This is a genomic window from Streptomyces sp. VTCC 41912 (assembly GCF_045799175.1).
GTDB classification, from domain to species: domain Bacteria; phylum Actinomycetota; class Actinomycetes; order Streptomycetales; family Streptomycetaceae; genus Streptomyces; species Streptomyces albulus_C.
Genome location: NZ_JBJMAB010000019.1, coordinates 74,423 through 96,932, shown reverse-complemented (window position 1 = coordinate 96,932; position 22,510 = coordinate 74,423). Strand labels below are relative to the sequence as shown.

Genomic DNA, 22,510 nt, shown 5'->3' with positions numbered 1-22,510 from the left:
GTGCCGCTCGGTGCGCCGGGCCGTCCGGGTCGTGGTCCGCGTGGTGGTCCCAGTGGTGGTCCGGGCGGTGGCGCGGTGAGTGCGGGCACCTTGTTGGGCGCGCGTCGGGAGCGGTCTGCTGCCGTGGGCGCCGACGAGCGGCGGCGGCACGGGGCGCGCGGGTCCGGCGGCGGAGGGGAGGGGGCGGTGCGGCCGTGCAGGGCGGGCCCCGTACCGTTGGTGGGGTGTACCGGTTCCTGCTGACCCCGCGGTGGTGGGGAATCAACGTCTTCGCCGTACTGGCGATCCCCTTCTGCATCTTCATGGGCAGCTGGCAGTTGAGCCGCTTCGACGCCCGGGTCGCCTCGCAACAGCAGCAGGAGGACCGGTCCGCCGACGCCAAGACCGCGGCTCCCCGACCGCTGCAGAGCCTGCTGCCCGTCGACCAGATCACCTCCGGCCGGCAGGCCAGCGCCCGCGGCCGCTACGACACCGCGCACCAACTCCTCGTCCCGGACCGCACCCTGCAGAGCAAGCACGGTGACCAGCAGGGCTTCTACGTCCTGACGCTGCTCCGCACGGACGACGGCAAGGCCCTCCCGGTCGTCCGCGGCTGGCTCCCCGGTGACGCGAACGCCAAGGCCGACGCAGCCAAGGTGCCCGCACCGCCCGCGGGCGAGGTCACGGTCACCGGTGCGCTCCAGGCGTCCGAGAACCAGGGGACGTCCGGCGTGCAGGCCGGCGGCGGCCTGCCCAAGGGACAGCTCGGCATGATCAGCGCGGCGTCGCTGGTCAACCTCGTGCCGTACGGCGTCTACGACGCCTGGATCACCCTCGCCGACCCGCCGGCCCCGCTGCACGCCGTGCCGCCGGCCGCGGCGGAGGGCAGCGGCCTGGACATGAAGGCGTTCCAGAACCTCGGTTACACCGGCGAATGGTTCGTCTTCGCGGGCTTCGTCGTCTTCATGTGGTTCCGACTGGTCCGCCGCGAGGCGGAAGCCGCCAAGGACGCCGCCCTGGGCATCCTCCCGGAGGAAGCGGACGGGGCGACGAACGGGGCGAGCACCGGGGCGACGTACGGGCCGAGCACCGGGGCAGCGAACGCGGGGAGCGGTCCGGCGACGGAAGCGGCGACGGACGGACCGACGGACACGGCGACGGCCGCATCGACGGACGCGGCGAAGGACGCAGCGGCGTCCGGGGCGGCAGTTGGCGCGAAGGAGAACACGGGCGGTGACGGGGGCGGGGGCGTCCCGGCCGGGGACGCCGGGGACGAAGTCCCGGCGGGCAAGTAGGGGACTGTTCCCCTGGGGGCCTCCCCCCCCGGGCCCTCCCCCCGCCCACCCACCCCCGCCTCCCCCTCACCACCGCTACTCGGTCTTCGTCGTTGTCTTCTTCTTGTTCTCCTCCTTGGTGGTCCGCGGCCGCTGGGCGTCCAGGTGGCGGCGGGCGAAGTCGAGTTCGAGTCGGACCTGCTTGATGCGTTCCTCGACGACGAGGGAGCCGTGGCCTGCGTCGTAGCGGTAGACCTCGTGCGGGTGGTCGCGCCCTTCGAGGCGTTGGACGTAGTTCTCGACCTGACGGATCGGGCAGCGGGGGTCGTTGACGCCGGCGGAGATGTAGACGGGGGCCTGCACGGCGTCGACGTACGTCAGGGGGGAGGACGCCTCGAAGCGGTCGGGGACCTCTTCGGGGGTTCCGCCCAGGAGGGTGCGGTCCATGGCCTTCAGGGCTTCCATCTCGTCGTGGTACGCCGTGACGTAGTCCGCGACGGGGACGGCGGCCAGGCCCAGGGCCCAGGCGTCCGGCTGGGTGCCCAGGCCCAGCAGGGTCAGGTAGCCGCCCCAGGAGCCGCCGGCCAGCACCAGTCGCTCCGGGTCCGCGAGGCCGGAGGAGACCGCCCACGCGCGCACGGCGGCGATGTCCTCCAGTTCGATCAGTCCGACGCGGTGCTTGAGCGCGTCCGTCCAGGCCCGGCCGTAGCCGGTGGAGCCGCGGTAGTTGACGCGGACGACCGCGAAGCCGTGGTCCACCCAGGCCGCCGGTGATGAGGCGAAGGCGTCGCTGTCGTGCCACGTCGGGCCGCCGTGGACGTCGAAGAGGGTGGGGAAGGGGCCAGGGCCGGGGGGCTGCTGGATCAGCGCGTGGATGCGGCCGCCGGGTCCGTCCACCCAGACGTCCGTCACCGGGACCGATCCGGGGGCCTTCATCCCGGGCGGGTCCAGGACCACCGTGCCGTTGGTCGACCGCACCTCCGGCGGCTGGGCGGCGGAGGACCACAGGAACTCCACGGTCCCGTCGGGGCGGGCGGTGGCGCCGGAGACCGTGCCGGCGGGGGTGTCGACGCGGCTCAGGGCGCTGCCGGTGGCGTCGGCGGCGGTCAGGTCGTAGCGCCAGAGTTCGCTGCGGGCGTGGTACTCGTGCTCGATCAGGAGCGCCGAGCCGTCGGGGTACCAGTCCGCTCCCACGTCGCCGGGCAGGTCGATGTCCAGCGCGGTCTCCACGCCCGTCAGCGGGTCCCAGATCATCGGTTCCCAACGGCCGCGCCGCTGGTGCCCGACGAGGAGCCGGCTGTCACCGTCCACCGGGGCGAAGCCCATCACCGACAGGCCCAGTTCCTCGCTGCCGCCGTGGGTGTCGTCCAGTTCGGCGACGGTGGAGCCGTCGGTGCGGACGACGCGGATGGCGGAGTGCATGGCGTCGCCGTGCTCGGTGTGCTCGATGGCGATCAGCGAACCGTCGTGGGAGAGGTCGCCGACGCCCGCCGACTCGCGGTGCCGGTAGATCTCCACCGGCGGCTCTCCGGGCCGGACGACGTGGAGGGTGGAGCCGTCCTCGTCCGTCGAGCGGCCGATGACCGCCGTGCCGTCCCGGTCGATGGCCAGTCCGCCCGGATAGGAGGGGTCGAGGCCCGGCGCGGCCGGCTCGTCCGGGCCGCCCGTGAAGGGTTGGCGCATCCAGATGCCGAATTCGTCGCCGTCGGTGTCGGAGAACCACCAGATCCATTGGCCGTCCGGCGAGAGCGTGCCGTCCGTCGTGCCGTGCGGGCGGTCGGTGGCCTGCCGCTGGGTGCCGCTCGCGCGGTCCCAGGCGTACAGCTCGAAGGTGCCGGTGGCGTTCGAGACGAACAGGGAGCGGTCCGGGGCGTGCTCCGCCCACTCCGGCAGTCCGATCCGCGGGGCGCGGAAGCGCTGCTCCCAGGCCGGCATGCCGGCGGTCGTGTCCGCCGCGGCGTCGGCGGAACGGGGGTGGGCGGGGTGCGGATCGGCGGGGGTGCGGCCGGGGCCTGTGGTCTCGTCAGTCATGGGGCCATTCTGCGCCCGGCGGTGGAATTTCCGCTGGCGAGGCCGGCAGGCTGTGGATAACTTCGCTCTATGCGAGACGAGGAGGGACCCGACGACTGGCGCGAGGTGAATCGCGCGAGGTGGGACGAGCGCGTCGGCCTGCACACCGCGAGCGACTACTACGACCAGGGCGCGTTCCTGCGGACCCGGGACGTGATCCGCGACTTCGAGGCCGCGGAGGTCGGCGACGTCACGGGGCGGAGCCTGCTGCACCTGCAATGCCACTTCGGCCAGGACACGCTGTCGTGGGCGCACCGCGGCGCGGCCCGGGTCGTCGGCCTGGACTTCTCCGAACCCGCCATCGAGGCGGCCCGCGACCTCGCCGCCGAACTCGGCTACGGCCCGGACCGCGCGGCGTTCGTCGCCGCCGACGTCTACGACGCGGCCGAGGCGGTGCCCGACCCGGCGTACGACATCGTCTACACCGGGATCGGTGCCGTGAACTGGCTGCCTGACCTGGTGGGTTGGGCGGAGACCGCGGCGTCGTTGGTGGCGCCGGGCGGTTTCCTCTACCTCGCCGAATTCCACCCGCTGGGCGACGTGCTGGACGAGGAGACCGGTTCGCGCGTCGCCTTCGACTACTTCCGGCGCGAGGCGTGGGACGAGGAAACGTCCGGCAGTTACACGGACTTCGGGGCGCAGACGGTCCACAACAGGAGCGTCGAATGGCAGCACTCCCTGGGGGAGGTGGTCAGCGCGGTGGCGGCGGCCGGGTTGCGGATCGCGTTCCTGCACGAGCACGACATGACGCTGTTCCAGCGGTTCGGCGTGCTGCGGCGGGGCGAGGACGGCTTCTACCGGTTCCCGGAGGACCGGCCCCGCATTCCGCTGATGTACTCCCTGAAGGCGACGAAGCCGGCGGCCTGAAGCCGGCGGCCTGACGGGGCGCCGGCGGGCCCGTTGGGCCGCGGAGCCCGCCGGGGTCGGCGCGTCGCCGGCCGGTTACTGTGGCGGACGGCCCGGTCGGTTTCGGTCGGCCGCCCCGGGGGCCGGCCGTCGGCCCTCCGGCCTTGAGGGGGCCGGCCGTGGTCGGCGGCCCCAAGGGACGGCGGGGAGCGACCACTTCGAGCCCGGCGCCGCTCCGCGAGTACGCGGGCGGGTGCCGGTGGGCTCGGCAACCAACACTGCAACGGGGGTTTTGTCCGTGCGCGTACGCAGACGGATGGCGGGTGCCGCGGGCGCGAGCGTGCTCGTGCTGATGGCCGTGGGGTGCGGCGGACCGGCCGCCACGCCGGGCCCGGGGGCGTCCGCCGAGCGCGTGACGCCCGCCGAGCCGCTGCCGATGGTCTCCGCGGCCCGCGCCGCCACCTGGACCGGCACGGACCACACGGCGCGCCCGCTGCGCCTCAAGCCGACCCGGTTGGCCCGGGGGCACCCCTCGGACCTCGCGCACATCCGGTTGGACGACGACCTCAAGGGGATGGTCCCGTACTACCTCACCGTGTCCTACACCAACACCGGCAAGGCCGCGGTCAGTCAGGTGTACCCGGAGCGGAACTTCTCCCTCACCGGAGTGGACGGCAAGGCCGGCGAGCAACTGTCGCTGTTCCGCACCGACCCGCTGGCCACCGGCAACGGGCTGCCGCCGGAGTGCCAGGAGGCCGGGAAGGCCACGCTGGCCGCCGGTGAGACCTCGGCGGTCTGCCAGATCTTCATGCTCCCCAAGGGGCTGAAGCCGGGCAACGTCTCCTACAAGGACGACGGCGGCGACACCCTGCTGTGGCAGATCGGCGGCGCGCTCCAGGGCGCGCACGGGGTGCTGCCCGCGCACCGGCCGGCCGACGCGGTCACCACGGACAGCGACCGTCGCACGGCCACCGTCCTGGCCACCCCGAAGAGCGTCCGCCCGGGTTCCCCGGCCGATCTGAGCCGCTACGACCTGGACGCGGACCAGAAGAAGCTCGTCCCGTACTTCGTGACGGTGGTGTACCGGAACACGGGCACCCAGGACCTGCTCCCCAGCCTCAACGACAGCCTGACGCTGACCGGCGTCAGCGGTCAGCGGGCACGGAAGATGATCTTCTTGGACATCGGCGGCCCCGGCGTCCCCCACTGCCCGGAGGCGGTGCCCCACAAGATGCTCAAGCCGGGCGCCACGGTGACCGAGTGCACCGTCCACATGCTGCCGAAGGGCGACCCGCCGGCCTCGTTGACCTTCCAGGGCAGCGGCGACGGCGCGCAGCCGGTCACCTGGCGGGCGGCGGCCGACGACCCGCAGTAGCCGACCCGGAGCCGACGGGCCGGCGCGGGGGCGGCAGCGGGCGTCGGAGGCCGCGGGTGCGGGCCCCGACGCCCCTCGGTCACGGCGTGGCGGTCGCGCCGCGCCGCGCCAACAGCGGCCCGAAGTCCGGGTCGTGGCCGACCACCGCCCGGAACGCCGCCATCGGGTCGACGCTGTTGCCGCGGCTGAGCAACTCGCGCCGGAACACCTCGCCGCTCTCGCGGACCGTCCGGCCGTTCTCGCGGAACCAGCGCACGGTGTCCGCGTCCAGGACCTCCGCCCACCGGTACCCGTAGTAGCCGGCCGCGTAGCCACCGCCGAAGACGTGCGCGAAGTACCCCGTCCGGTAGCGCGGCGGGATCGCCGGATGGGCCAGCCCGTGCCGCGCCAGCACGGCGGTCTCGAACGCCGCCACGCCGGCCGCGTCGGGCAGTTCCGCGGCCGGCAGGGTGTGCCAGGCCCAGTCCAGGACGGCGGCCGACAGGTGCTCGACACTGTCGAAGCCCTCGCCGAACCGTTCCGCCTCCCGCAGCTTGGCCGGCAGTTCGGGCGGCATCGGCTCCCCGGTGCGATGGTGCCGGGCGTACCGGGCCAGCACCTCGGGCCACTCCGCCCACATCTCGTTCACCTGCGACGGGAACTCGACGAAGTCCCGCGGCACTTCGGTGCCCGCCAGCAACGGGTAGCGCACGTCGGAGAACAAGCCGTGCAGCGCGTGCCCGAACTCGTGGAAGAGGGTGGTGACCTCGTGCCAGTTCAGCAGCACCGGCTCGCCCGCCGCCGGTTTGGCGATGTTCAGGTTGTTGACCACCACGGGCCGCTGCCCCAACAGGTGCGACTGCGTGACCAGTTCGTTCATCCAGGCGCCGCCGCGCTTGGATTCCCGGGCGTGGAAGTCGCCGACGTACAGGCCGAGGGGGCCGCCGTCGGCGTCGTGCACCTCGAAGACCCGGGCGTCCGGGTGGTACGCGACCAGATCGGGGCGCTCGGTGAAGGTGATCCCGTACACCAGGGTGGCCGCGTGGAAGACGCCGTCCCGCAGGACCGCCTCCAGCTCCAGATAGGGGCGCAGCGCGGCCGCATCGAGGTCGAACCGCTGCCGGCGCACCCGCTCGGCGAAGAACTGCCAGTCGGCGGCGCCGACTTCCGGCACGCCGGCGGCCGCCGCCAACGCCGCGCCCTCCCGCTCGGCATGGGCCACCGCCGGGCCGATCAGCTTCTCGAACATCCCCTCCACGGCGCCGGCCGTGCCCGCGGTCTGGTCCGCGACCTGCCAGGAAGCGTGGTGGGGATGGCCGAGCAGGGCCGCGCGCTCGGCCCGCAGCCGGGCCACGGTCACCGCGACGGCCGCGTTGGCGGCGCCGCCGCGCCCCATGGAGGCGGCCAGCAGCCGCTCCCGCAGCGCGGCGTCCTCCAGGGCGGCGAGCTGCGGCTGGTTGGTGAAGTTCAGCAGGCTCAACACGAAGGCGCCGTCGTGCCCGAGGGCCCGGGCGTTCTCGGCGGCCGCGGCGATCTCGTCGGCGGGCAGCCCGGCCAGCTCCTCGGCGCGGTCCACCACCAGCGCGGCCGCCGCGGTGTCGGCCCGCAGGTTCTGCTGGAACTCCGTGCACAGGGTCGCGAGTCGCGCGTTCAGCTCCCGCAGCCGCTGCTGCTGCGCGGGCGCCAACCGGGCCCCGGCCCGCACCCGCGCGCCATGGTGCCGCGTCAACAGGCGCGCCTGCTCCTCGTCCAGCCCGAGCCCGTCCCGGCCGTCGTGGAGCGCCGACAAACGGGCGAAGAGGGCCGGATCGAGCAGCAGCGCGTCCTCGTGGGCGGCCAGCCGCGGCACGATCTCCGCCTCCAGCTCCTGGGTGGCCCGGTCGGCGTCGGCGTTCGCCTTGTTGAAGAACACCGCGGACACCCGCCGCAGCACCGCACCGCTGCGCTCCAGCGCCACCACGGTGTTCTCGAACGTCGGCGGGTCGGGGCTCGCCCCGATGGCGGCCACTTCGGCGAGCTGCTCGTCGACGCCCCGCTCGAAGGCGGGCCGGAAGTGCTCGTGCCGGATGCGGGCGAAGGGCGGCAGCCCGTAGGGGAGTTCGCTCGCCGTGAAGAAGGGGTTCGACGCCGCGTCGTCCGCGTGCCGTCCTGCCGCGGCCGGAGCGGTCGCGGATCGCGCGTTCGCCTCCGCCGACGTCGGGGAACTGGGACTCGTCTCGGTGCTCTTGGCAGAAGTCACGGAGCCCGACCCTACGCGCGCCACCGGCCCGCGACCCGGCGCTTTACCCGCCCTATGACGCCTGATCATGGCGTCCCCGCCACCGCCCACAGGGGCCGCCACGGCCGACCGACGGCATGAAAACGCCCGATCGCTGGCGACGGGGGATGCACCAGCGATCGGGCTACGACCCAGCCTAGCAAGGCTGCCCCTGTGACGGGAGTCAACTGCCGAATTGCCTGGCGGAGTTGTGACCGGTTTCACGCCTCCCGGCCGTGCCCCGCGCGCCGCCTACCCGCCGCACGGCGGCGCGTACGACAGGTGCGGCAGGTACTCCTGCCACTTCTCCGGCGTCAGAACACCCCTGGTCGTGGCGCAGATGCGGTGGATCGCCCCGTCGGTGTCCAGGTCCCACAGCCGCACGGTGCCGGCACCACTGGACACGCCGAGCAGATGGCTCGTCGGACTGAACGACAAGAAGTTGCCGGTCTTGGCGTTCGGGCTGGTCGCCTGGCCGATGGCGGCGGCCCGGGACGGGACCGCGACGTTCCAGAACCGGACCGTGTTGTCGTTGCCACCGCTCGCCAACGTGTGGCCGTCCCTGCTGAACGTCAACGACACCACCGCCTCGGTGTGACCGGTCAGCGGCGGGCCCAGCCGCGTCGCCGCACGCGGATCGGCGGTGTTCCACAGGCGGACGGTGTCGTCGTCGCTGCCACTGGCCAGCGTGCGGCCGTCCTGACTGAACGCGAGCACGTTGACGGGACCCAGGTGCCCGCGCAGCGGCGCGCCGAGCCCGGTGGCGTGCGCCGGGTCGGTGGTGTCCCACAGCCGGATCGTGTCGTCCGCGCTGCCGCTGGCCAGCGTGCGGCCGTCCGGACTGAAGACGAGGGAGTTGACGTACCCCCGGTGACCGGTGAGGAGCCCACCGAGGCGCCGCGGGTGCGCCGGGTCCTCGATGCTCCACAACTGGACGGTGAAGTCGTCGTAGGCGGTGGCCAACGTGCGCCCGTCGGGGCTGAACGCGACCGTGTCCGGGCCCGCGAACCGGATCGGCAGCGTGAGGGGCGGCCCGTGCGGCACCGGCCGGGACGGGTCGGCGACGTTCCACAACTGGACCGCCGGGCTGGGGCTGCCCGTCCGCACCGCCAGGGTGCGGCCGTCGGGCGAGAACGCCACCGCGTAGACGTTGCCCCCCTTCCCGGACCGGAAGGGCTCGCCCAGTTCCAGGGGCCGCTTGGGCGACGCCACGCTCCACAGCCGCACCTTCTGGTCCCGGGCGGCCGTGGCCAGCACCTTCCCGTCCGGGCGGAACGCACCGATCCGACCGACCATGCTGGACGTCGGAATCGACCACAGCCGCACCTTGCTGTCACCGCTGCCGGTCGCGAGGGTCCGCCCGTCGGGGCTGAAGCCCACGGCGTACATCTCCCCGCTGCTGCCCGCCAGGGGCTCCCCGACCTGCGACGGGAACGCCGGATCGCTGACGTTCCACAGGCTCGCCGAACTGTCCGCGCTGCCGGCGGCGAGCATGCTGCCGTCGGGGCTGAACGCCACGGACCACATCGGACCCGTGTGGCCGGTCAGCGGCACGCCGAGCGGCTCCGGGTGCTGCGGATCGGCCACGTCCCACAGCCGGACGGTGTCGTCGGCGCTGCCGCTGGCCAGCGTGCGGCCGTCGGGACTGAACGCCACGGAGTGCACCGTGGCCGAGTGGCCGGTCAGCACCGTGCCGACCGGCGTCGGACGCCGCCGGTCGGCCACGTCCCACAGCCGGATCGCGTTGTCGTCGCCGCCCGCCGCCAGCGTCCGCCCGTCGGGGCTGAACGCCACGGAGCGCACCGCGGCGGTCGGGCCGGTCAACGAGGCGAGCGCCCGCGGGCGCTGCCGGTCGCCGACGTCCCACAGGCGCACGGTGCGCCCCTCGGTGGCCGCGGCCAGGGTCCGGCCGTCCGGGCTGAACGCGACCAGGTAGACCGTGCCGTCGTGGCCGGCGATCGGCGCGCCGATCGGCTCCGGGTGGCGGGGGTCCCGCACGTCCCACAGCCGGATCGTGCCGTCGTCCGAGGCGCTGGCGAGGGTCTGCCCGTCCGGACTGAAGACGGCGGCGCTCACCCAGCTGGAATGACCGGTCAGCGGCGCGCCCAGCGGCTTGGGGCGGGCCCGGTCCGACACGTCCCACAGCCGGACGGTCCGGTCGTAGCTGGCGGTGGCCAGCAGCCGGCCGTTCGGGCTGAACGACGTCAGGTACACGGCGCCGGTGTGGCCCAGCAGCGGCGTGGCCAACGGCGCGTTCACGATCGAGACCAGCCGGTTGTTCGTGCCCTCGTCGTCGGGCCGCAGCCCGTGCGCCACCAGGTCCAGTTGCGCGGAGAGGGACGGATCCGTGTACTGCGCGCGGTCGGCCTGCGCCAACACCTGCTCGAAGACGGTGTCGTCGCGCTGCCGCCACGCGACGACCGCCGCGCCGACGGCCACCATCGCCATGACGACCAGGGCCGCCACCGCACCGCGACTGAGCCAGACCACGCGTCGGCGCAGCCGCACCGAAGCGGCCAGGAACTCCACCGCACTGCGGGTGAGGAAGGTGTCGCCGGCGGATTGCGCCCAGGTGCGCGCCTGTTCCAGCCGGGAACCCCGGTAGAGCAGCGACGCGTCGCGGTCCGAACCCTCCCAGGCCCGACCGTCCTCCTCCAGCCGCTGACGCAGCAGATTGCCGTTGCGGTCCTCGTCGATCCAGTCGCGCAGCCGCGGCCAGGCGTGCAGCAGCGCCTCGTGGGTGATCTCCACGGCCTCCGCGTCGAGCGTCACCAAACGGGCGTGCACCAGCGCTTCGAGCGACTCCTCCGTCTTGTCGGGGTCCGTCGACTCGTCCGCCAACTGGCGCCGGGTCCCCCGCCGCCGCGTGGCCTGGGTGTCCTCGCCCAGCCGGACCAGCCGCAGCAGGAGCAGGCGCGCAGCGGTGCGCGCGGTCGGATCGAGACCGGTCCAGGCCCGCTCGGCGGTCGCCGCCACCGCACCCTGGATGCCGCCCGCCGCACGGTAGCCGGCCAGCGTCAACCGCCCCGCGGACCGCCGCTGCCAGGTGGCGAGCAGGGCGTGCGAGAGCAGCGGCAGCACCCCCGCGTCGTGCGCCCCGCCGGGGCCGTCGATGCTCACCTCCCGGACGATCAGCTCCGCCAGGCCCGGTTCGAGTTCCAGGCCGACGGCCTTGGCCGGACGGGTCACCGCCTCGCGCAGCTCCGCCGTGGTCAGCGGGCCGAGCACCATATGCCGGTGCTGCAGCGCGTCGGCCAGCTCAGGATGGCCCAGGCACTGCTCGTAGAAGTCGGCGCGTATGCCGAGGATGACCAGCGCCGGGGCGGGGCCGTCGGCGTCGGTGGGCGTGCACGCGGCGTGCAGCAGCCGGATGAAGGCGCGCCGGGCCGCCTCGTCGGAACAGAGGGTGAACGCCTCCTCGAACTGGTCCACGATCACCACCGGCCGGGCGCCGGACGCCCGGCCCCCCGCCCAGGCCGTGGTCGCGGCCCGCACCGCGGACCCGAACCGCACCGGGTCCGACTCCTCGGCGCCGGGCCCGTCCGCACCGGCCAGGACCGGCACCAGCTCGGGGATCCGCCGGGCCACCTCCGCCAGCGGATCACCCCCCGGCACCAACTGCAGCACCTGCCGCCCCCGGCCCGCTCCGTCACCCAGCGCGCCGTTCTCCAACGCGGGCACCAGGCCGGCGTTGAGCAACGAGGACTTCCCCGCCCCCGAAGCGCCCACGAGCATCACCAGGCCGCCCGTCCTCTCCGCCGCCCGCAACTGCGCGACGAGGGCGTCCAGGCTCCGCTCCCGACCGAAGAACCACCGGGCGTCCTGCTGACGGTAGGAGGCCAACCCCCGGTAGGGGCACACGCCGGTGACGGCGGCGGCCTCGGCCGGGGCGCGGTCCTCCTCCTGCGCGGCCGTCGCGGTGCGGTCACCGACCGGATCGGCGACCGCACGCTCCCACAGGCGCTGCCACTGCGCCATGTCGTACAGTCCCGCGGACACCGGCGCGGGCCGCGCCCGCCGGGCCTCCGGGATCAGGACGTGCAGCACCGCGGCGAGCGCGGCGAACTGCGCGGGGACGTTCTTGGCCCGCCGCCAGTCGCTGATCCGCTGCACGGACACCCGCACCGGCCGCCCTCGCTCGTCGACCCGCTGCAACCGGACGACGGACTCGGCCACCTTCTTCAGGGGAGGGTTGCCCGCCTCCTTGTAGAGCAGCGCGAGACGTTCCGCGAGGGCCGTGCGTGCCCCTGAGTCGGAACTCAAGGTCTCCACCCCTTACTTCCCCCGCACCTGGACATCCGGACCGGAAAACTCACCTTAACCGGCTGACCTGCGACGAAGGGGTCCATCCGACGCCGGAACCTCCTCCCCGGAAGTCACAGCTGGCAGGATCACCACGCGGCAGGGCAGCAATCGGGTACTACCCGGACATGCCACCGGTTCAGCCCTCGGAGCGACACCTCTTGAGGCGCGATCCCGGTCCCCTGCCGCCCGATCCGCCAACTGCGGATCGATGCCGCCTGTGCCGTTCGGCACCGGTCCCCACGAGGGGAGGGACCGGTGCCGAACGGCGCGGAGCTCACCGCCCCTGATCGCGCTCGCCGCCGGACACCGTGCGCAGCGGGCCGGAAGACCGGCGTCCGGCGCGGCCGCCCGCACCATGACCCACCGATCCGGCCCGGGCAAGCCACCCCCGCCTCCGACGGCGTGACGGAACTTCAGCACCCGGGAAACGCATCAGGGGCCTGACCCGCTCTCGCGGATCAGGCCCCTGACCTGTTGTTCCTTCAGTCGGGGTGGCGGGATTTGAACCCACGACCTCTTCGTCCCGAACGAAGCGCGCTGCCAAGCTGCGCTACACCCCGAAGCAACGAGCTCTACTTTAGCGGACTGATCCCCGTAGGTGAAATCCGCTTTCGGTCGGCGACGGAAACCGCTCTGACCTGCGGTTTTATCGGGAGGTGCGGAAGGGGTCTCGGGGTGACGGTGAGGCGCCGGGTGTCGCCTGGAGGGGGTAAGTGACGCAGGTCACGCCGAATTGGGGCGTGAATCCGGGTCCGGGGCACCGGTGGGCCCGTCGGGAACGCGCGCGGCCCCCGCCCCTGGGTGAGGGGACGGGGGCCGGGGGTGCGCAGATGGGTCAGTCGCGCGCCGTCAGCGTCAGGAGGGTGGCCTCCGGCGGGCAGGCGAAGCGGACGGGGGTGTAGCGGTTGGTGCCGCAGCCGGCCGAGACGTGGAGGTAGGAGGTCCGGCCGTCGGCGGTGTGGGTCGAGAGGCCTTTGGCGCGCTGGGTGTCGATGTCGCAGTTGGTGACGAGGGCGCCGTAGAAGGGGACGCAGAGCTGGCCGCCGTGCGTGTGGCCGGCCAGGACCAGCGGGTAGCCGTCGGCGGTGAAGGCGTCCAGGGACCGCAGGTACGGGGCGTGGACGACGGCCACGGAGAGGTCGGCGTCGGCTTCCGGGCCGCCGGCGACCTCGGCGTAGCGGTCGCGCTTGATGTGCGGATCGTCCAGGCCGGTCAGTGCGATCTGTGCGCCGTCCAGCTTCAGGTGGCCGCGGGCGTTGGTGAGGTTGACCCAGCCGGCCGCGTCGAAGGCGTCGCGGAGGTCCTCCCACGGGTTGTGGACGACGCCGACGGCCGGGGCGTTGCCGTTCAGGCCGTGCCGGCCCTGGACCTTCTCGAACAGGTAGCGGGCGGGGTTCCGCAGCCGCGGGCCGTAGTAGTCGTTGGAGCCGAAGACGTAGGCGCCGGGGAAGCCCATCAGCGGGCCCAGGGCGTCCAGGGCCTCCGGGACGCCCTCGGGGTCGGAGAGGTTGTCGCCGGTGTTGACGACGAAGTCGGGGCGGAGCCCGGCGAGCGACTGGAGCCAGCGCTGTTTCTTGCGCTGCCCGCTGACCATGTGGATGTCGGACACCTGCAGGACGCGCAACGGCCGCATGCCGCGGGGCAGTACGGGCACGGTGACGCGCCGCAGACGGAAGGAGCGGACTTCGAAGCCGGCGGCGTAGGCCAGGCCGGCCGCGCCGACCGCGGCAAGGGACAGGGGAACTCCGTATCGCGCGCGCATGGGTCCATGGTTGCAGAGTGGGGACGGCGGCGGGCAGGGGTGATGTGATCTTGGTCGGAACGGTCCGGCGACCCCCTGGTGCGAGGACGCGCGACCCGGGCCGGGCGCGCGGCGGAAAAGGCGCGACGGTTGTCGGCGGGTGGGGGCATACTCAAGGTCATGACCACGCTCAAGGCCAAGCTCAAGGACGACCTCACCGCCGCGATCAAGGCGCGCGACGAGCTGCGTTCCGCCACCCTCCGTCTGACGCTGACCGCGCTCCAGAAGGAGGAGGTGGCGGGCACCGAGGCGCGCGAGCTGTCCGACGGCGAGGTCGAGAAGATCGTCGCGCGGGAGGCGAAGAAGCGCCGCGAGGCCGCCGAGGCGTTCGACAAGGGCGGTCGGGCCGAGCAGGCCGAGCGCGAGCGCGCCGAGGGCGAGGTGCTCGCCGAGTACCTGCCCAAGCCGCTGACCGACGACGAGTTGGAGTCGCTGGTCGCCGCGGCGGTGGCGGAGGCCACCGGGGCCGGGGCCGAGGGCCCGAAGGCCATGGGCGCCGTGATGAAGATCGTCAACCCGAAGGTGGCGGGCCGCGCCGACGGCGGCCGGGTCGCCGCGATGGTGAAGAAGCTGCTGGCCGGCTGAGGCCGTACGCGACGGCCCGCCCCGGCCGGTCGTCGCTCGAACGTCGAAGGGGCGCCCCCCCGTTGGGAGGGCGCCCCTTTCGCGTGCCGCGCCGGCGGTCAGGCGGGCCGGTGGATCACCAGCCGCCGTTCCCGCCGCCCAGGATGTCGGGGAAGCCGGGGATGTGCCAGCCGCCGCCGGGCTTGTTGTCGGCGCCGGGCTTCGGCTTCTGCGGGGGCTTCGGCTTGCCCTTGTTGCCGTCGTTGCCCTTGTCCTTGGGGCCGTCGATCTGGACGGTCGGCAGCGCCGGGGCCGGCCGACCGGCCAGCGCACCGCCCATCAGGTCGCGCCAGATCGGGCCGGGGGTGTCGGCGCCGTAGACCTTGTCGTGCGGCACGCCGCCGATGGTGATGTTGTACATCTGCCGCTGGTGGCGGGGGTCGCCGACCCAGACCGCGCCGGCGGCGTTCGGGGTGTAGCCGACGAACCAGGCGGCGTAGCGGCTGTCCGTGGTGCCGGTCTTGCCGGCGCTGTCCCGCCCCTTGAGGCCGGCCTCCTTGCCGGTGCCGTCCTCGACGACGCCCTTGAGGAGCGCGTTCACGGTGTCCGCGGTCTTCTTGGACATCGCGCTGCGGCAGTTGCTCCTGGGGACGTTCAGCGCCTTGCCCTGCGCGTCGGTGATCGACTCGATCGCGACGGGGGAGCAGTAGGTGCCCTCGTCGGCGAAGGTGGCGTAGGCCGTGGCCATGGTCAGCGGGGACATCTCCTGGCCGCCGAGCGCCATGGAGGGCACCTGCTTCATGGGCTCGCCGTCGGCCCGCTGGATGCCCATCTTCTGGGCCATGGTGACCGCCGGGCAGATGCCCATGTCGCTGATCAGCTGCACGTAGTAGGTGTTGACCGACTTCGCGGTCGCCTCCTTCATGGCGTACGGGCCGACTTCCTTGGGATCCTCGTTCTGGACGGTGTCGTGGTCGCTCCACTGGCCGTCGCAGGTCTGGACCGGCGTCGGGTACGCCATCTTGAACGGCGAGGAGTACTGCTGGTACGGGCTGATGCCCTGCTCCAGGGCGGCCGCCGCGATGATCGGCTTGAACGTCGAGCCGGGCTGGTAGCCGGCGCCGCCGCCCATCTTGCGGTCGACCGAGAGGTTGATCTGGGTCTGGTTGGTGCCGAAGCCGTACGGGCGGGACTGGCCCATGCCGAGGATCTTGCCGGTGCCCGGCTGGACGACCGCGGCGGCGCCGGCGACCGGGTCGTCCGCGTAGACGTGCTTGCTCAGCGACGCCTGGATGGACTTCTGGGTCTGCCGGTCCAGGGTGGTGCGGATGGTCAGGCCGCCCTGCATCCAGCGCTTGGAACGGATCTCGCGGGTCGCGCCGAACGTCTTGTCGTTCAGCAGCACCTCGCGGACGTAGTCGCAGAAGAAGCCGGCGCCGTCGGTGGAGGTGATGCAGCCGTTCTGCGGGCGGCTGACCCTCAGCTTGATCGGCTGGGCGGCGGCCGCGTCGGCCTGGGCCCGGGTGACGTTCTTCAGGTCGGCCATCCGCCGCAGCACGGTGTTGCGACGAGCCGTCGCCGCCTGCGGGTGGTTGACCGGGTCGTACCGCGTCGGGGACTGGACGATGCCGGCGAGCAGCGCCGACTCCCCCAGGCTCAGGTCCTTGGCGGACTTGCTGAAGTAGCGCTGGGCGGCGGACTCGACGCCGTACGCCTGCTCGCCGAAGAAGGTGATGTTGAGGTAGTTCTGGAGGATCTTGCGCTTGCCGAGCTTCTCCTCCAGCTTGATCGCGTACTTCAGCTCCTTGACCTTGCGGCCGAGCGTCTGCTGGGTGGCCTGCGCGACCTTGTCCGGGTCGTCGCCCGCCTCCTCGACGAAGACGTTCTTCACGTACTGCTGGGTCAGGGTCGACGCGCCCTGGGAGAAGCCGCCCGACTGGGCGTTCTTGTTGACCGCGCGCAGGATGCCCTTGAGGTCGATCGCGCCGTGCGTGTAGAAGCGGGCGTCCTCGATGGCGACGATCGCCTGCTGGACGTACGGCGACATGTCCTTGAGGCCGACGACGGTGCGGTCGCGGGAGTAGACCGACGCGATCTCCCCGCCGTCCGAGTCGAGGATGGTGGTGCGCTGGCTGAGCGGAGGGGTCCTGAGGTTGGCCGGGATGTCGTCGAAGCCCTCGACGGACGTCTTGGCCGCCAGCCCCAACGCTCCGGCCGCCGGGAGCGCGATCCCGGCCAGGACGGCTCCGGCAAGGACGCTGACACCGAGGAACTTGGCGGCCTGCTGGGTCCTGGTCGGACCCCCGCCCTCGCGCTGCTTAGCCATGGGCGAAGCCTACGTTCTCATTCGCCGGACAGGGGCGCACCTGTTCGTTTAGCCTGTTCTCACCTGCCGCAGCTGAACGGTTTCGCCTGAGTACGTCAAGCCCTCCTCCCGGCGTGGGTGCCGTCCCACATGCCCGCTGTGTGCCAGAAATCCCTTGCCACCACAGCGAACTGTCCCGCTTGGGAGGGAAGTGACGTATGTCGCACGGTCACTCCGTTGGGTGATCTGCCGCGTACGCATAGTCCGTTCGGGCCATTCAAGATTGGGCCCGAAGGGGGTGTTGCGCCCTGCCCGGCTTCCGTAACGTCCTCAACTGGCAACGGTGAATATGCCGTTTGCCGCCGTGGGGGAGCCTCGATTCGGGAGAGGACGGCGCCAGCATGGGCTGGGTAACCGACTGGAGTGCACAGGCAGCATGCCGCACTACCGATCCGGATGAACTGTTCGTTCAAGGGGCGGCGCAGAACCGCGCCAAGGCGGTGTGCACCGGGTGTCCGGTGCGTACGGAGTGCCTGGCCGACGCCCTGGACAACCGGGTGGAGTTCGGTGTGTGGGGCGGGATGACGGAACGCGAGCGGAGGGCGCTGCTGCGCCGCCGGCCGACGGTCACGTCATGGCGACGCCTGTTGGAGACGGCGCGTACGGAATACGAGCGCAGCACGGGCCTGTTGCCGGTGGACTGCTCGGACGACGCGTTCGACGACGAGTACGCGGCGGTCGGGTAGGGCCCGTTCGCCGTGCGGCGGCCGTCCGTTCGTCAGCGGTCGGTCAGCCGTCGGTCAGACCTCGGTCTCGCCGGGGCGCAGCGCCAGGCGGTCGCCGATCGTGCGCAGGCCCGCGAGGTCGTGGACGTCACCGGGCAGCGCACCGACCTCCGTCACCGGCACCTCGGGGTGCAGTGCGGTGAAGCGGTCACGGGTGCGCCGTTCGCGTGCCAGGACCTGCATGCGTTCGGCGTGCAGTCGCAGCAGGCCGGCGGCGAGTTGCGCCGCCGGGGCCGAAGGGGATGTCGCGTGCTCCGCCGCGGCGGCGGGGGAGGGGCCACCGGGGGTACGTGATCCAGTCTTCCCGTCGGCTAGATCGACAATGCCGGCCGGCTCAAGATTTTCCGCGGACGGTGAACCGCCGTCACGGGACGAAGAGTTGGCATTGTCGTCCGCCTCCGGTGCGGCCGCCTCGTCCTCCGGGACGCGGTCGGGAAGGCCCTCCGTCAGCGCTTCCGCCGCGGCCAGCGCCCGCTCGGCGCTGAGCTGGGCCGCGCCGCTGCCGTGCACGCGGTTGAGCACCAGCCCGGCCAGCGGCATCTGTTCGGCGGCCAGCCGCTCGACGAAGTACGCCGCCTCGCGCAGCGCGTCCCGCTCCGGCGCGGCGACCACCAAGAACGCCGTGCCGGGTGCCTGGAGCAGCCGGTAGGTGGCGTCCGCGCGGGTGCGGAAACCGCCGAACATGGTGTCCATCGCGGCCACGAACGTCTGCACGTCGCGCAGCAGTTGGCCGCCCATGAGCTTGCTGAGGGTGCCGGTCATCATCGACATGCCGACGTTGAGGAACTTCATGCCGGCCCGCCCGCCGACCTTGGCCGGCGCCATCAGGACCCGGATGAACTTGCCGTCCAGGAAGGACCCCAGCCGCTTGGGCGCGTCCAGGAAGTCGAGCGCCGAGCGGCTCGGCGGGGTGTCCACGACGATCAGGTCCCACGCGTCGCCGGCGCGGAGCTGGCCGAGCTTCTCCATCGCCATGTACTCCTGCGTACCGGCGAAACCGGCCGACAGGGACTGGTAGAAGGGGTTCTCCAGGATGGCGCGGGCCCGCTCGGCGTCCGCGTGGCCCTCGACGATCTCGTCGAAGGTGCGCTTCATGTCCAGCATCATCGCGTGGAGTTCGCCGCCGGCACTCTCGTCGACGCCCTTGACCTGGCGGGGGACGTTGTCGAGCTCGGAGATGCCCATCGACTGCGCCAGGCGGCGGGCCGGGTCGATGGTCAGTACCACGACCTTGCGACCGCGCTCGGCGGCGCGCACCCCCAGCGCCGCGGCGGTGGTCGTCTTGCCGACGCCGCCCGAGCCGCAGCACACCACGATGCGGGTGCGCGGGTCGTCGATCAGGGCGTCGACCTCCAGCCACGGGGCCGAGGCGTCCAGCGTCGTGTCGTCCGAGGTCATATGGGCCCCTGTTTCCGCAGGTCTCTGGCCAGGCCGTAGAGCCCGGCGAGGTCCACTCCCTCGGGGAGCAGCCCCAGCTCGTAGGTGGGCAGGCCGAGGTCGGTGAGCGCCGCGTGCTGGGTGCGCTCCAGCTCGACCCGCTCGGCGTGCTCGCGCGCCTGCTCCAGCAGGGGGTCGATGAGGCGCTCCGCGAGGCCGCCGCGGCGGGCGCCGCCCAGCCCGGCCTGGGAGAGCGCCTTGGCGATGCCGGTGCGGGCACCGCGGGCGGCGACCTCCAGATCGCCGTTGTCCAGCAGCGCGGGGCGGGTCATGTTGATGACGACGCCGCCCACCGGGATGCCGGCGGCGCGCAGTTCGGCGATGCCGTCGGCGGTCTCCTGGACGGGCATCTCCTCCAGGAGCGTCACCAGGTGCACCGCCGTCTCGGGGGACTTCAGGACGCGCATCACGGCCTGCGCCTGATTGTGGATCGGGCCGATCTTGGCCAGGCCGGCGACCTCGTCGTTGACGTTGAGGAAGCGGGTGACGCGGCCGGTCGGCGGGGCGTCCATCACGACCGCGTCGTAGACGAAGGCGCCGCTCTTGTCCTTGCGGCGGACGGCTTCGCACGCCTTGCCGGTCAGCAGGACGTCCCGCAGGCCGGGGGCGATGGTGGTGGCGAAGTCGATCGCACCGAGTTTCTTGAGGGCCCGGCCGGCGCTGCCGAGCTTGTAGAACATCTGGAGGTAGTCCAGCAGGGCGCGCTCGGCGTCGATGGCCAGGGCGTGCACCTCACCGCCCCCGGGGGCCACCGCGATCTTGCGCTCCTCGTAGGGAAGCGCTTCGGTCTCGAACAGCTGGGCGATGCCCTGCCGGCCCTCGACCTCGACCAGGAGGGTGCGGCGCCCTTCGGTGGCCAGGGCGAGGGCAAGGGCAGCGGCGACCGTGGTCTTGCCGGTGCCGCCCTTGCCGCTGACGACATGGAGCCTGCTCACGCCAAGGAGCCTAACCAGTCCGCGTCCCGCGTACGCACGGGATACGCCTGGGAGCACCCGGAGATCCGCCCGCGCGAGGTCAGGGACGGCGTCGGGGATCGGCCCTAGGGGTCGTGGACCCCCGGCCCCCGGGACAGGCATTACGCTCGCCCCATGACCAAGTGGGAATACGCGACCGTGCCGCTGCTCGTGCACGCGACGAAGCAGATTCTGGACACCTGGGGCGAGGACGGCTGGGAGCTGGTCCAGGTCGTGCCGGGCCCGAACAACCCCGAGCAGTTGGTGGCCTACCTGAAGCGGGAGAAGGCGTGAGCGCCGTCGAGGAGAGGATCGCGGAGCTCGGCCTGAAGCTGCCGGAGGTCGTGCCGCCGCTGGCCGCCTACCAGCCCGCGGTCCGCTCCGGCGCGTACGTCCACACCTCCGGCCAACTGCCGATGGTGGACGGCGCGCTGCCGGTCACCGGCAAGGTCGGTGCCGAGGTCAGCCCGGAGCAGGCCAAGGAACTCGCCGCGGTCTGCGCGCTCAACGCGCTGGCCGCCGTGAAGTCCGTCACCGGTGACCTCGACAGAATCGTGCGGGTCGTGAAGGTCGTCGGTTTCGTGGCGTCCGCGCCGGACTTCACCGGCCAGCCGGGCGTCGTCAACGGTGCCAGCGAGCTGCTCGGCGAGATCCTGGGCGAGAAGGGCGTGCACGCCCGCTCCGCCGTCGGCGTGGCGGTGCTGCCGATCGACGCCCCGGTCGAGGTCGAGATCCAGGTCGAGATCGCCGACTGACGGTCCGCGCCTGCTTGCGCTCGCGTCCGGATCGGGCCGTCCCCGCGGAGGGCCCCTCGAACATCCGCACGCGAGCGCATAGCATCCGGCCATGGCGTCGACGACGAATGGCCAGTGGTATCCGCCGGAATGGCCGGCCCGCATCCGGGCCCTGACGAACGGCGAACTGACGCCGTCCGCGCCCCGGCGGGCCGCGACGGTCCTGCTGCTGCGGGACACCGACCACGGCGGTCCCGCCGTCCACATGCTGCGCAGACGCGCCTCCATGGCCTTCGCCGGAGGCGCGTACGCGTATCCGGGCGGTTCCGTCGACCCCCGGGACGAACGGCCCATGGGGTGGGCCGGGCCCTCGCGCGCCGAATGGGCGGTGCGGTTGGGCGTCGACCCGTCCACCGCACAGGCCATCGTCTGCGCCGCGGTGCGCGAGACGTTCGAGGAGTCCGGGGTGCTGCTCGCCGGCGACTCCGCCACCACCGTCGTCGCGGACACCAACGGCGAGGAGTGGGCCGCGGACCGGGCGGCGCTGGTCGCCCACGAGCTGTCCTTCGCCGAATTCCTGGCCCGCCGCGGCCTCCTGCTCCGCTCCGACCTGCTGGCCGCCTGGGCGCGCTGGATCACCCCGGAGTTCGAACCGCGCCGCTACGACACGTTCTTCTTCGTCGCCGCGCTGCCCGCGGGACAGCGCGCCCTCAACGTCTCCACGGAGGCGGACCGGACGGTGTGGATCCGCCCGGAGGAGGCCGCGGCCGGCTACGACCGCGGGGAGCTGCTGATGATGCCGCCGACCATCTCCACGCTGCGCTCGCTCCAGCCGTACGCCGGCGTCGCCGAGGCGCTGGCCGGGGCCGGGGCGCAGGACCTGACGCCGGTGCTGGCCCGCGCGCACCTGGTGGACGGCGAGATCGTGCTGAGCTGGCCGGGCCACGACGAGTTCACCAAGCACATCGCGACGGACGAGGGCCCCGCCGGGCGTTCGGGAGGTCCCTCCGCATGACCGAAGCAGCCGCCCTCCCCGGCCAGCCCCGCGGCGGGGTCCTCACGGGGCCGGCCACCGCGCGCGCCCACTGCGTCCTGGCCCCGAACCCGTCCCCGATGACGCTGGACGGCACCAACACCTGGATCGTCGCCGAGCCCGGCTCCGACCTGGCCGTCGTCATCGACCCCGGACCGCTCGACGAGGACCACCTCCGAGCCGTCATCGCCACCGCGGAACGGGCCGGGCAGCGGATCGCCCTGACCCTGCTCACCCACGGGCACCCCGACCACGCCGACGGGGCGGCCCGGTTCGCCGAACTGACCGGCACCCCCGTGAGGGCGTTGGACCCGGCGCTGCGCCTGGGGGACGAGGGGCTCGGCGCGGGCGACGTCATCACCACCGGCGGCCTGGAGCTGCGGGTGGTGCCCACCCCGGGGCACACCGCGGACTCCCTCTGCTTCCACCTGCCCGCCGACCGGGCGGTCCTGACGGGCGACACGATCCTCGGGCGCGGCACCACGGTGGTCGCGCACCCCGACGGACGGCTCGGCGACTACCTCGACTCGCTGCGCCGGCTGCGCTCCCTCGCCGTGGACGACGGGGTCGCCACGGTCCTGCCGGGCCACGGGCCGGTGCTGAACGACGCCCAGGGGGCGGTGGAGTTCTACCTGGCGCACCGGGCCCACCGGCTGGCCCAGGTGGAGACCGCGGTGGAGGCCGGCCACCGCACCCCCGGCGAGGTCGTGGCCAGCGTCTACGCGGACGTCGACCGCTCCCTGTGGCCGGCGGCCGAGCTGTCCGTGCGGGCGCAGTTGGACTACCTGGGCGAGCACGGGCTGATCTAGGGCC

The 22,510-nt window shown here is 73.0% G+C and carries 16 protein-coding genes and 1 tRNA gene; 9 read left to right on the top strand and 8 right to left on the bottom strand.

The window, feature by feature from the left end:
* The first annotated feature begins 224 nt into the window (after positions 1 to 224).
* The gene (locus ACJ6WD_RS24730; protein ID WP_376442227.1) at positions 225 to 1,274 is read left to right on the top strand and encodes an SURF1 family protein; all 1,050 of its coding nucleotides are present in this window, start codon (positions 225 to 227) and stop codon (positions 1,272 to 1,274) included.
* A 75-nt stretch (positions 1,275 to 1,349) separates the two neighbouring features.
* Here the strand turns inward: ACJ6WD_RS24730 and ACJ6WD_RS24725 are convergent, their stop codons facing one another.
* The gene (locus ACJ6WD_RS24725) at positions 1,350 to 3,284 is read right to left on the bottom strand and encodes a S9 family peptidase (protein ID WP_407616503.1); all 1,935 of its coding nucleotides are present in this window, start codon (positions 3,282 to 3,284) and stop codon (positions 1,350 to 1,352) included.
* Positions 3,285 to 3,353: 69 nt separating this feature from the next.
* Here ACJ6WD_RS24725 and ACJ6WD_RS24720 point away from each other — a divergent pair, with 69 nt between their 5' ends.
* Entirely contained in the window at positions 3,354 to 4,190 is an 837-nt protein-coding gene (locus tag ACJ6WD_RS24720) for a bifunctional 2-polyprenyl-6-hydroxyphenol methylase/3-demethylubiquinol 3-O-methyltransferase UbiG (protein ID WP_233660558.1), read from the top strand.
* 277 nt (positions 4,191 to 4,467) lie between these two features.
* Positions 4,468 to 5,544 carry a hypothetical protein gene (locus tag ACJ6WD_RS24715; protein ID WP_233660560.1) on the top strand — a complete coding sequence of 359 codons (1,077 nt, stop codon included), beginning with the start codon at positions 4,468 to 4,470 and terminating at the stop codon, positions 5,542 to 5,544.
* 79 nt (positions 5,545 to 5,623) lie between these two features.
* Here the strand turns inward: ACJ6WD_RS24715 and ACJ6WD_RS24710 are convergent, their stop codons facing one another.
* From ACJ6WD_RS24710 to ACJ6WD_RS24695, 4 genes are all read right to left on the bottom strand, one after another.
* Complete coding sequence (locus tag ACJ6WD_RS24710) at positions 5,624 to 7,762, bottom strand: M3 family metallopeptidase (RefSeq protein WP_376442239.1); 2,139 nt, start codon at positions 7,760 to 7,762, stop codon at positions 5,624 to 5,626.
* 270 nt (positions 7,763 to 8,032) lie between these two features.
* Positions 8,033 to 12,052 carry an AAA family ATPase gene (locus tag ACJ6WD_RS24705; protein WP_407616502.1) on the bottom strand — a complete coding sequence of 1,340 codons (4,020 nt, stop codon included), beginning with the start codon at positions 12,050 to 12,052 and terminating at the stop codon, positions 8,033 to 8,035.
* A 519-nt stretch (positions 12,053 to 12,571) separates the two neighbouring features.
* Positions 12,572 to 12,645 (bottom strand) — tRNA-Pro (locus ACJ6WD_RS24700).
* A gap of 275 nt (positions 12,646 to 12,920) precedes the next feature.
* Positions 12,921 to 13,847: a metallophosphoesterase gene (locus ACJ6WD_RS24695; RefSeq protein WP_331249014.1), complete on the bottom strand. Its 927-nt coding sequence runs from the start codon at positions 13,845 to 13,847 to the stop codon at positions 12,921 to 12,923.
* Positions 13,848 to 14,006: 159 nt separating this feature from the next.
* On the opposite strand from ACJ6WD_RS24695, the gene ACJ6WD_RS24690 reads away from it, so the two are divergent.
* Positions 14,007 to 14,471, top strand: a complete 465-nt coding sequence (locus ACJ6WD_RS24690; protein WP_016571817.1) for a GatB/YqeY domain-containing protein — start codon at positions 14,007 to 14,009, stop codon at positions 14,469 to 14,471.
* A 115-nt stretch (positions 14,472 to 14,586) separates the two neighbouring features.
* Here ACJ6WD_RS24690 and ACJ6WD_RS24685 read toward each other — a convergent pair whose 3' ends face one another.
* Positions 14,587 to 16,776 (bottom strand): transglycosylase domain-containing protein, encoded by a 2,190-nt coding sequence (locus ACJ6WD_RS24685; RefSeq protein ID WP_407616501.1) that lies wholly within the window; start codon positions 16,774 to 16,776, stop codon positions 14,587 to 14,589.
* 380 nt (positions 16,777 to 17,156) lie between these two features.
* Here ACJ6WD_RS24685 and ACJ6WD_RS24680 point away from each other — a divergent pair, with 380 nt between their 5' ends.
* Positions 17,157 to 17,501 (top strand): WhiB family transcriptional regulator, encoded by a 345-nt coding sequence (locus ACJ6WD_RS24680; protein ID WP_020930847.1) that lies wholly within the window; start codon positions 17,157 to 17,159, stop codon positions 17,499 to 17,501.
* Positions 17,502 to 17,555: 54 nt separating this feature from the next.
* Here the strand turns inward: ACJ6WD_RS24680 and ACJ6WD_RS24675 are convergent, their stop codons facing one another.
* Together ACJ6WD_RS24675 and ACJ6WD_RS24670 are read right to left on the bottom strand one after the other, a co-directional pair.
* Positions 17,556 to 18,938 (bottom strand): ArsA family ATPase, encoded by a 1,383-nt coding sequence (locus ACJ6WD_RS24675; protein WP_407616500.1) that lies wholly within the window; start codon positions 18,936 to 18,938, stop codon positions 17,556 to 17,558.
* Complete coding sequence (locus tag ACJ6WD_RS24670) at positions 18,935 to 19,912, bottom strand: ArsA-related P-loop ATPase (protein WP_016571821.1); 978 nt, start codon at positions 19,910 to 19,912, stop codon at positions 18,935 to 18,937. Before ACJ6WD_RS24670 ends, ACJ6WD_RS24675 begins: the two co-directional genes overlap by 4 nt.
* 153 nt (positions 19,913 to 20,065) lie before the next feature.
* Between ACJ6WD_RS24670 and ACJ6WD_RS24665 the strand changes: the two genes are divergently transcribed.
* From ACJ6WD_RS24665 to ACJ6WD_RS24650, 4 genes are all read left to right on the top strand, one after another.
* On the top strand, positions 20,066 to 20,224 hold the full coding sequence (locus tag ACJ6WD_RS24665; protein WP_003967454.1) for a DUF4177 domain-containing protein: 159 nt from the start codon (positions 20,066 to 20,068) through the stop codon (positions 20,222 to 20,224).
* Positions 20,221 to 20,685, top strand: a complete 465-nt coding sequence (locus ACJ6WD_RS24660) for a RidA family protein (RefSeq protein ID WP_407616499.1) — start codon at positions 20,221 to 20,223, stop codon at positions 20,683 to 20,685. The genes ACJ6WD_RS24665 and ACJ6WD_RS24660 overlap by 4 nt, the downstream gene beginning before the upstream one ends.
* Before the next feature lie 91 nt (positions 20,686 to 20,776).
* Positions 20,777 to 21,679 (top strand): NUDIX hydrolase, encoded by a 903-nt coding sequence (locus tag ACJ6WD_RS24655; RefSeq protein ID WP_233660568.1) that lies wholly within the window; start codon positions 20,777 to 20,779, stop codon positions 21,677 to 21,679.
* The gene (locus tag ACJ6WD_RS24650) at positions 21,676 to 22,506 is read left to right on the top strand and encodes an MBL fold metallo-hydrolase (protein WP_016571824.1); all 831 of its coding nucleotides are present in this window, start codon (positions 21,676 to 21,678) and stop codon (positions 22,504 to 22,506) included. Before ACJ6WD_RS24655 ends, ACJ6WD_RS24650 begins: the two co-directional genes overlap by 4 nt.
* Positions 22,507 to 22,510 lie beyond the last annotated feature (4 nt).

Coding starts and splice junctions, on each gene's coding strand:
- ACJ6WD_RS24725 (WP_407616503.1), bottom strand. CDS start 3,284: ATGACTGACGAGACCACAGGCCCCGGCCGCACCCCCGCCGATCCGCAC.
- ACJ6WD_RS24675 (WP_407616500.1), bottom strand. CDS start 18,938: ATGACCTCGGACGACACGACGCTGGACGCCTCGGCCCCGTGGCTGGAG.
- ACJ6WD_RS24695 (WP_331249014.1), bottom strand. CDS start 13,847: ATGCGCGCGCGATACGGAGTTCCCCTGTCCCTTGCCGCGGTCGGCGCG.
- ACJ6WD_RS24665 (WP_003967454.1), top strand. CDS start 20,066: ATGACCAAGTGGGAATACGCGACCGTGCCGCTGCTCGTGCACGCGACG.
- ACJ6WD_RS24720 (WP_233660558.1), top strand. CDS start 3,354: ATGCGAGACGAGGAGGGACCCGACGACTGGCGCGAGGTGAATCGCGCG.
- ACJ6WD_RS24690 (WP_016571817.1), top strand. CDS start 14,007: ATGACCACGCTCAAGGCCAAGCTCAAGGACGACCTCACCGCCGCGATC.
- ACJ6WD_RS24685 (WP_407616501.1), bottom strand. CDS start 16,776: ATGGCTAAGCAGCGCGAGGGCGGGGGTCCGACCAGGACCCAGCAGGCC.
- ACJ6WD_RS24650 (WP_016571824.1), top strand. CDS start 21,676: ATGACCGAAGCAGCCGCCCTCCCCGGCCAGCCCCGCGGCGGGGTCCTC.
- ACJ6WD_RS24680 (WP_020930847.1), top strand. CDS start 17,157: ATGGGCTGGGTAACCGACTGGAGTGCACAGGCAGCATGCCGCACTACC.
- ACJ6WD_RS24655 (WP_233660568.1), top strand. CDS start 20,777: ATGGCGTCGACGACGAATGGCCAGTGGTATCCGCCGGAATGGCCGGCC.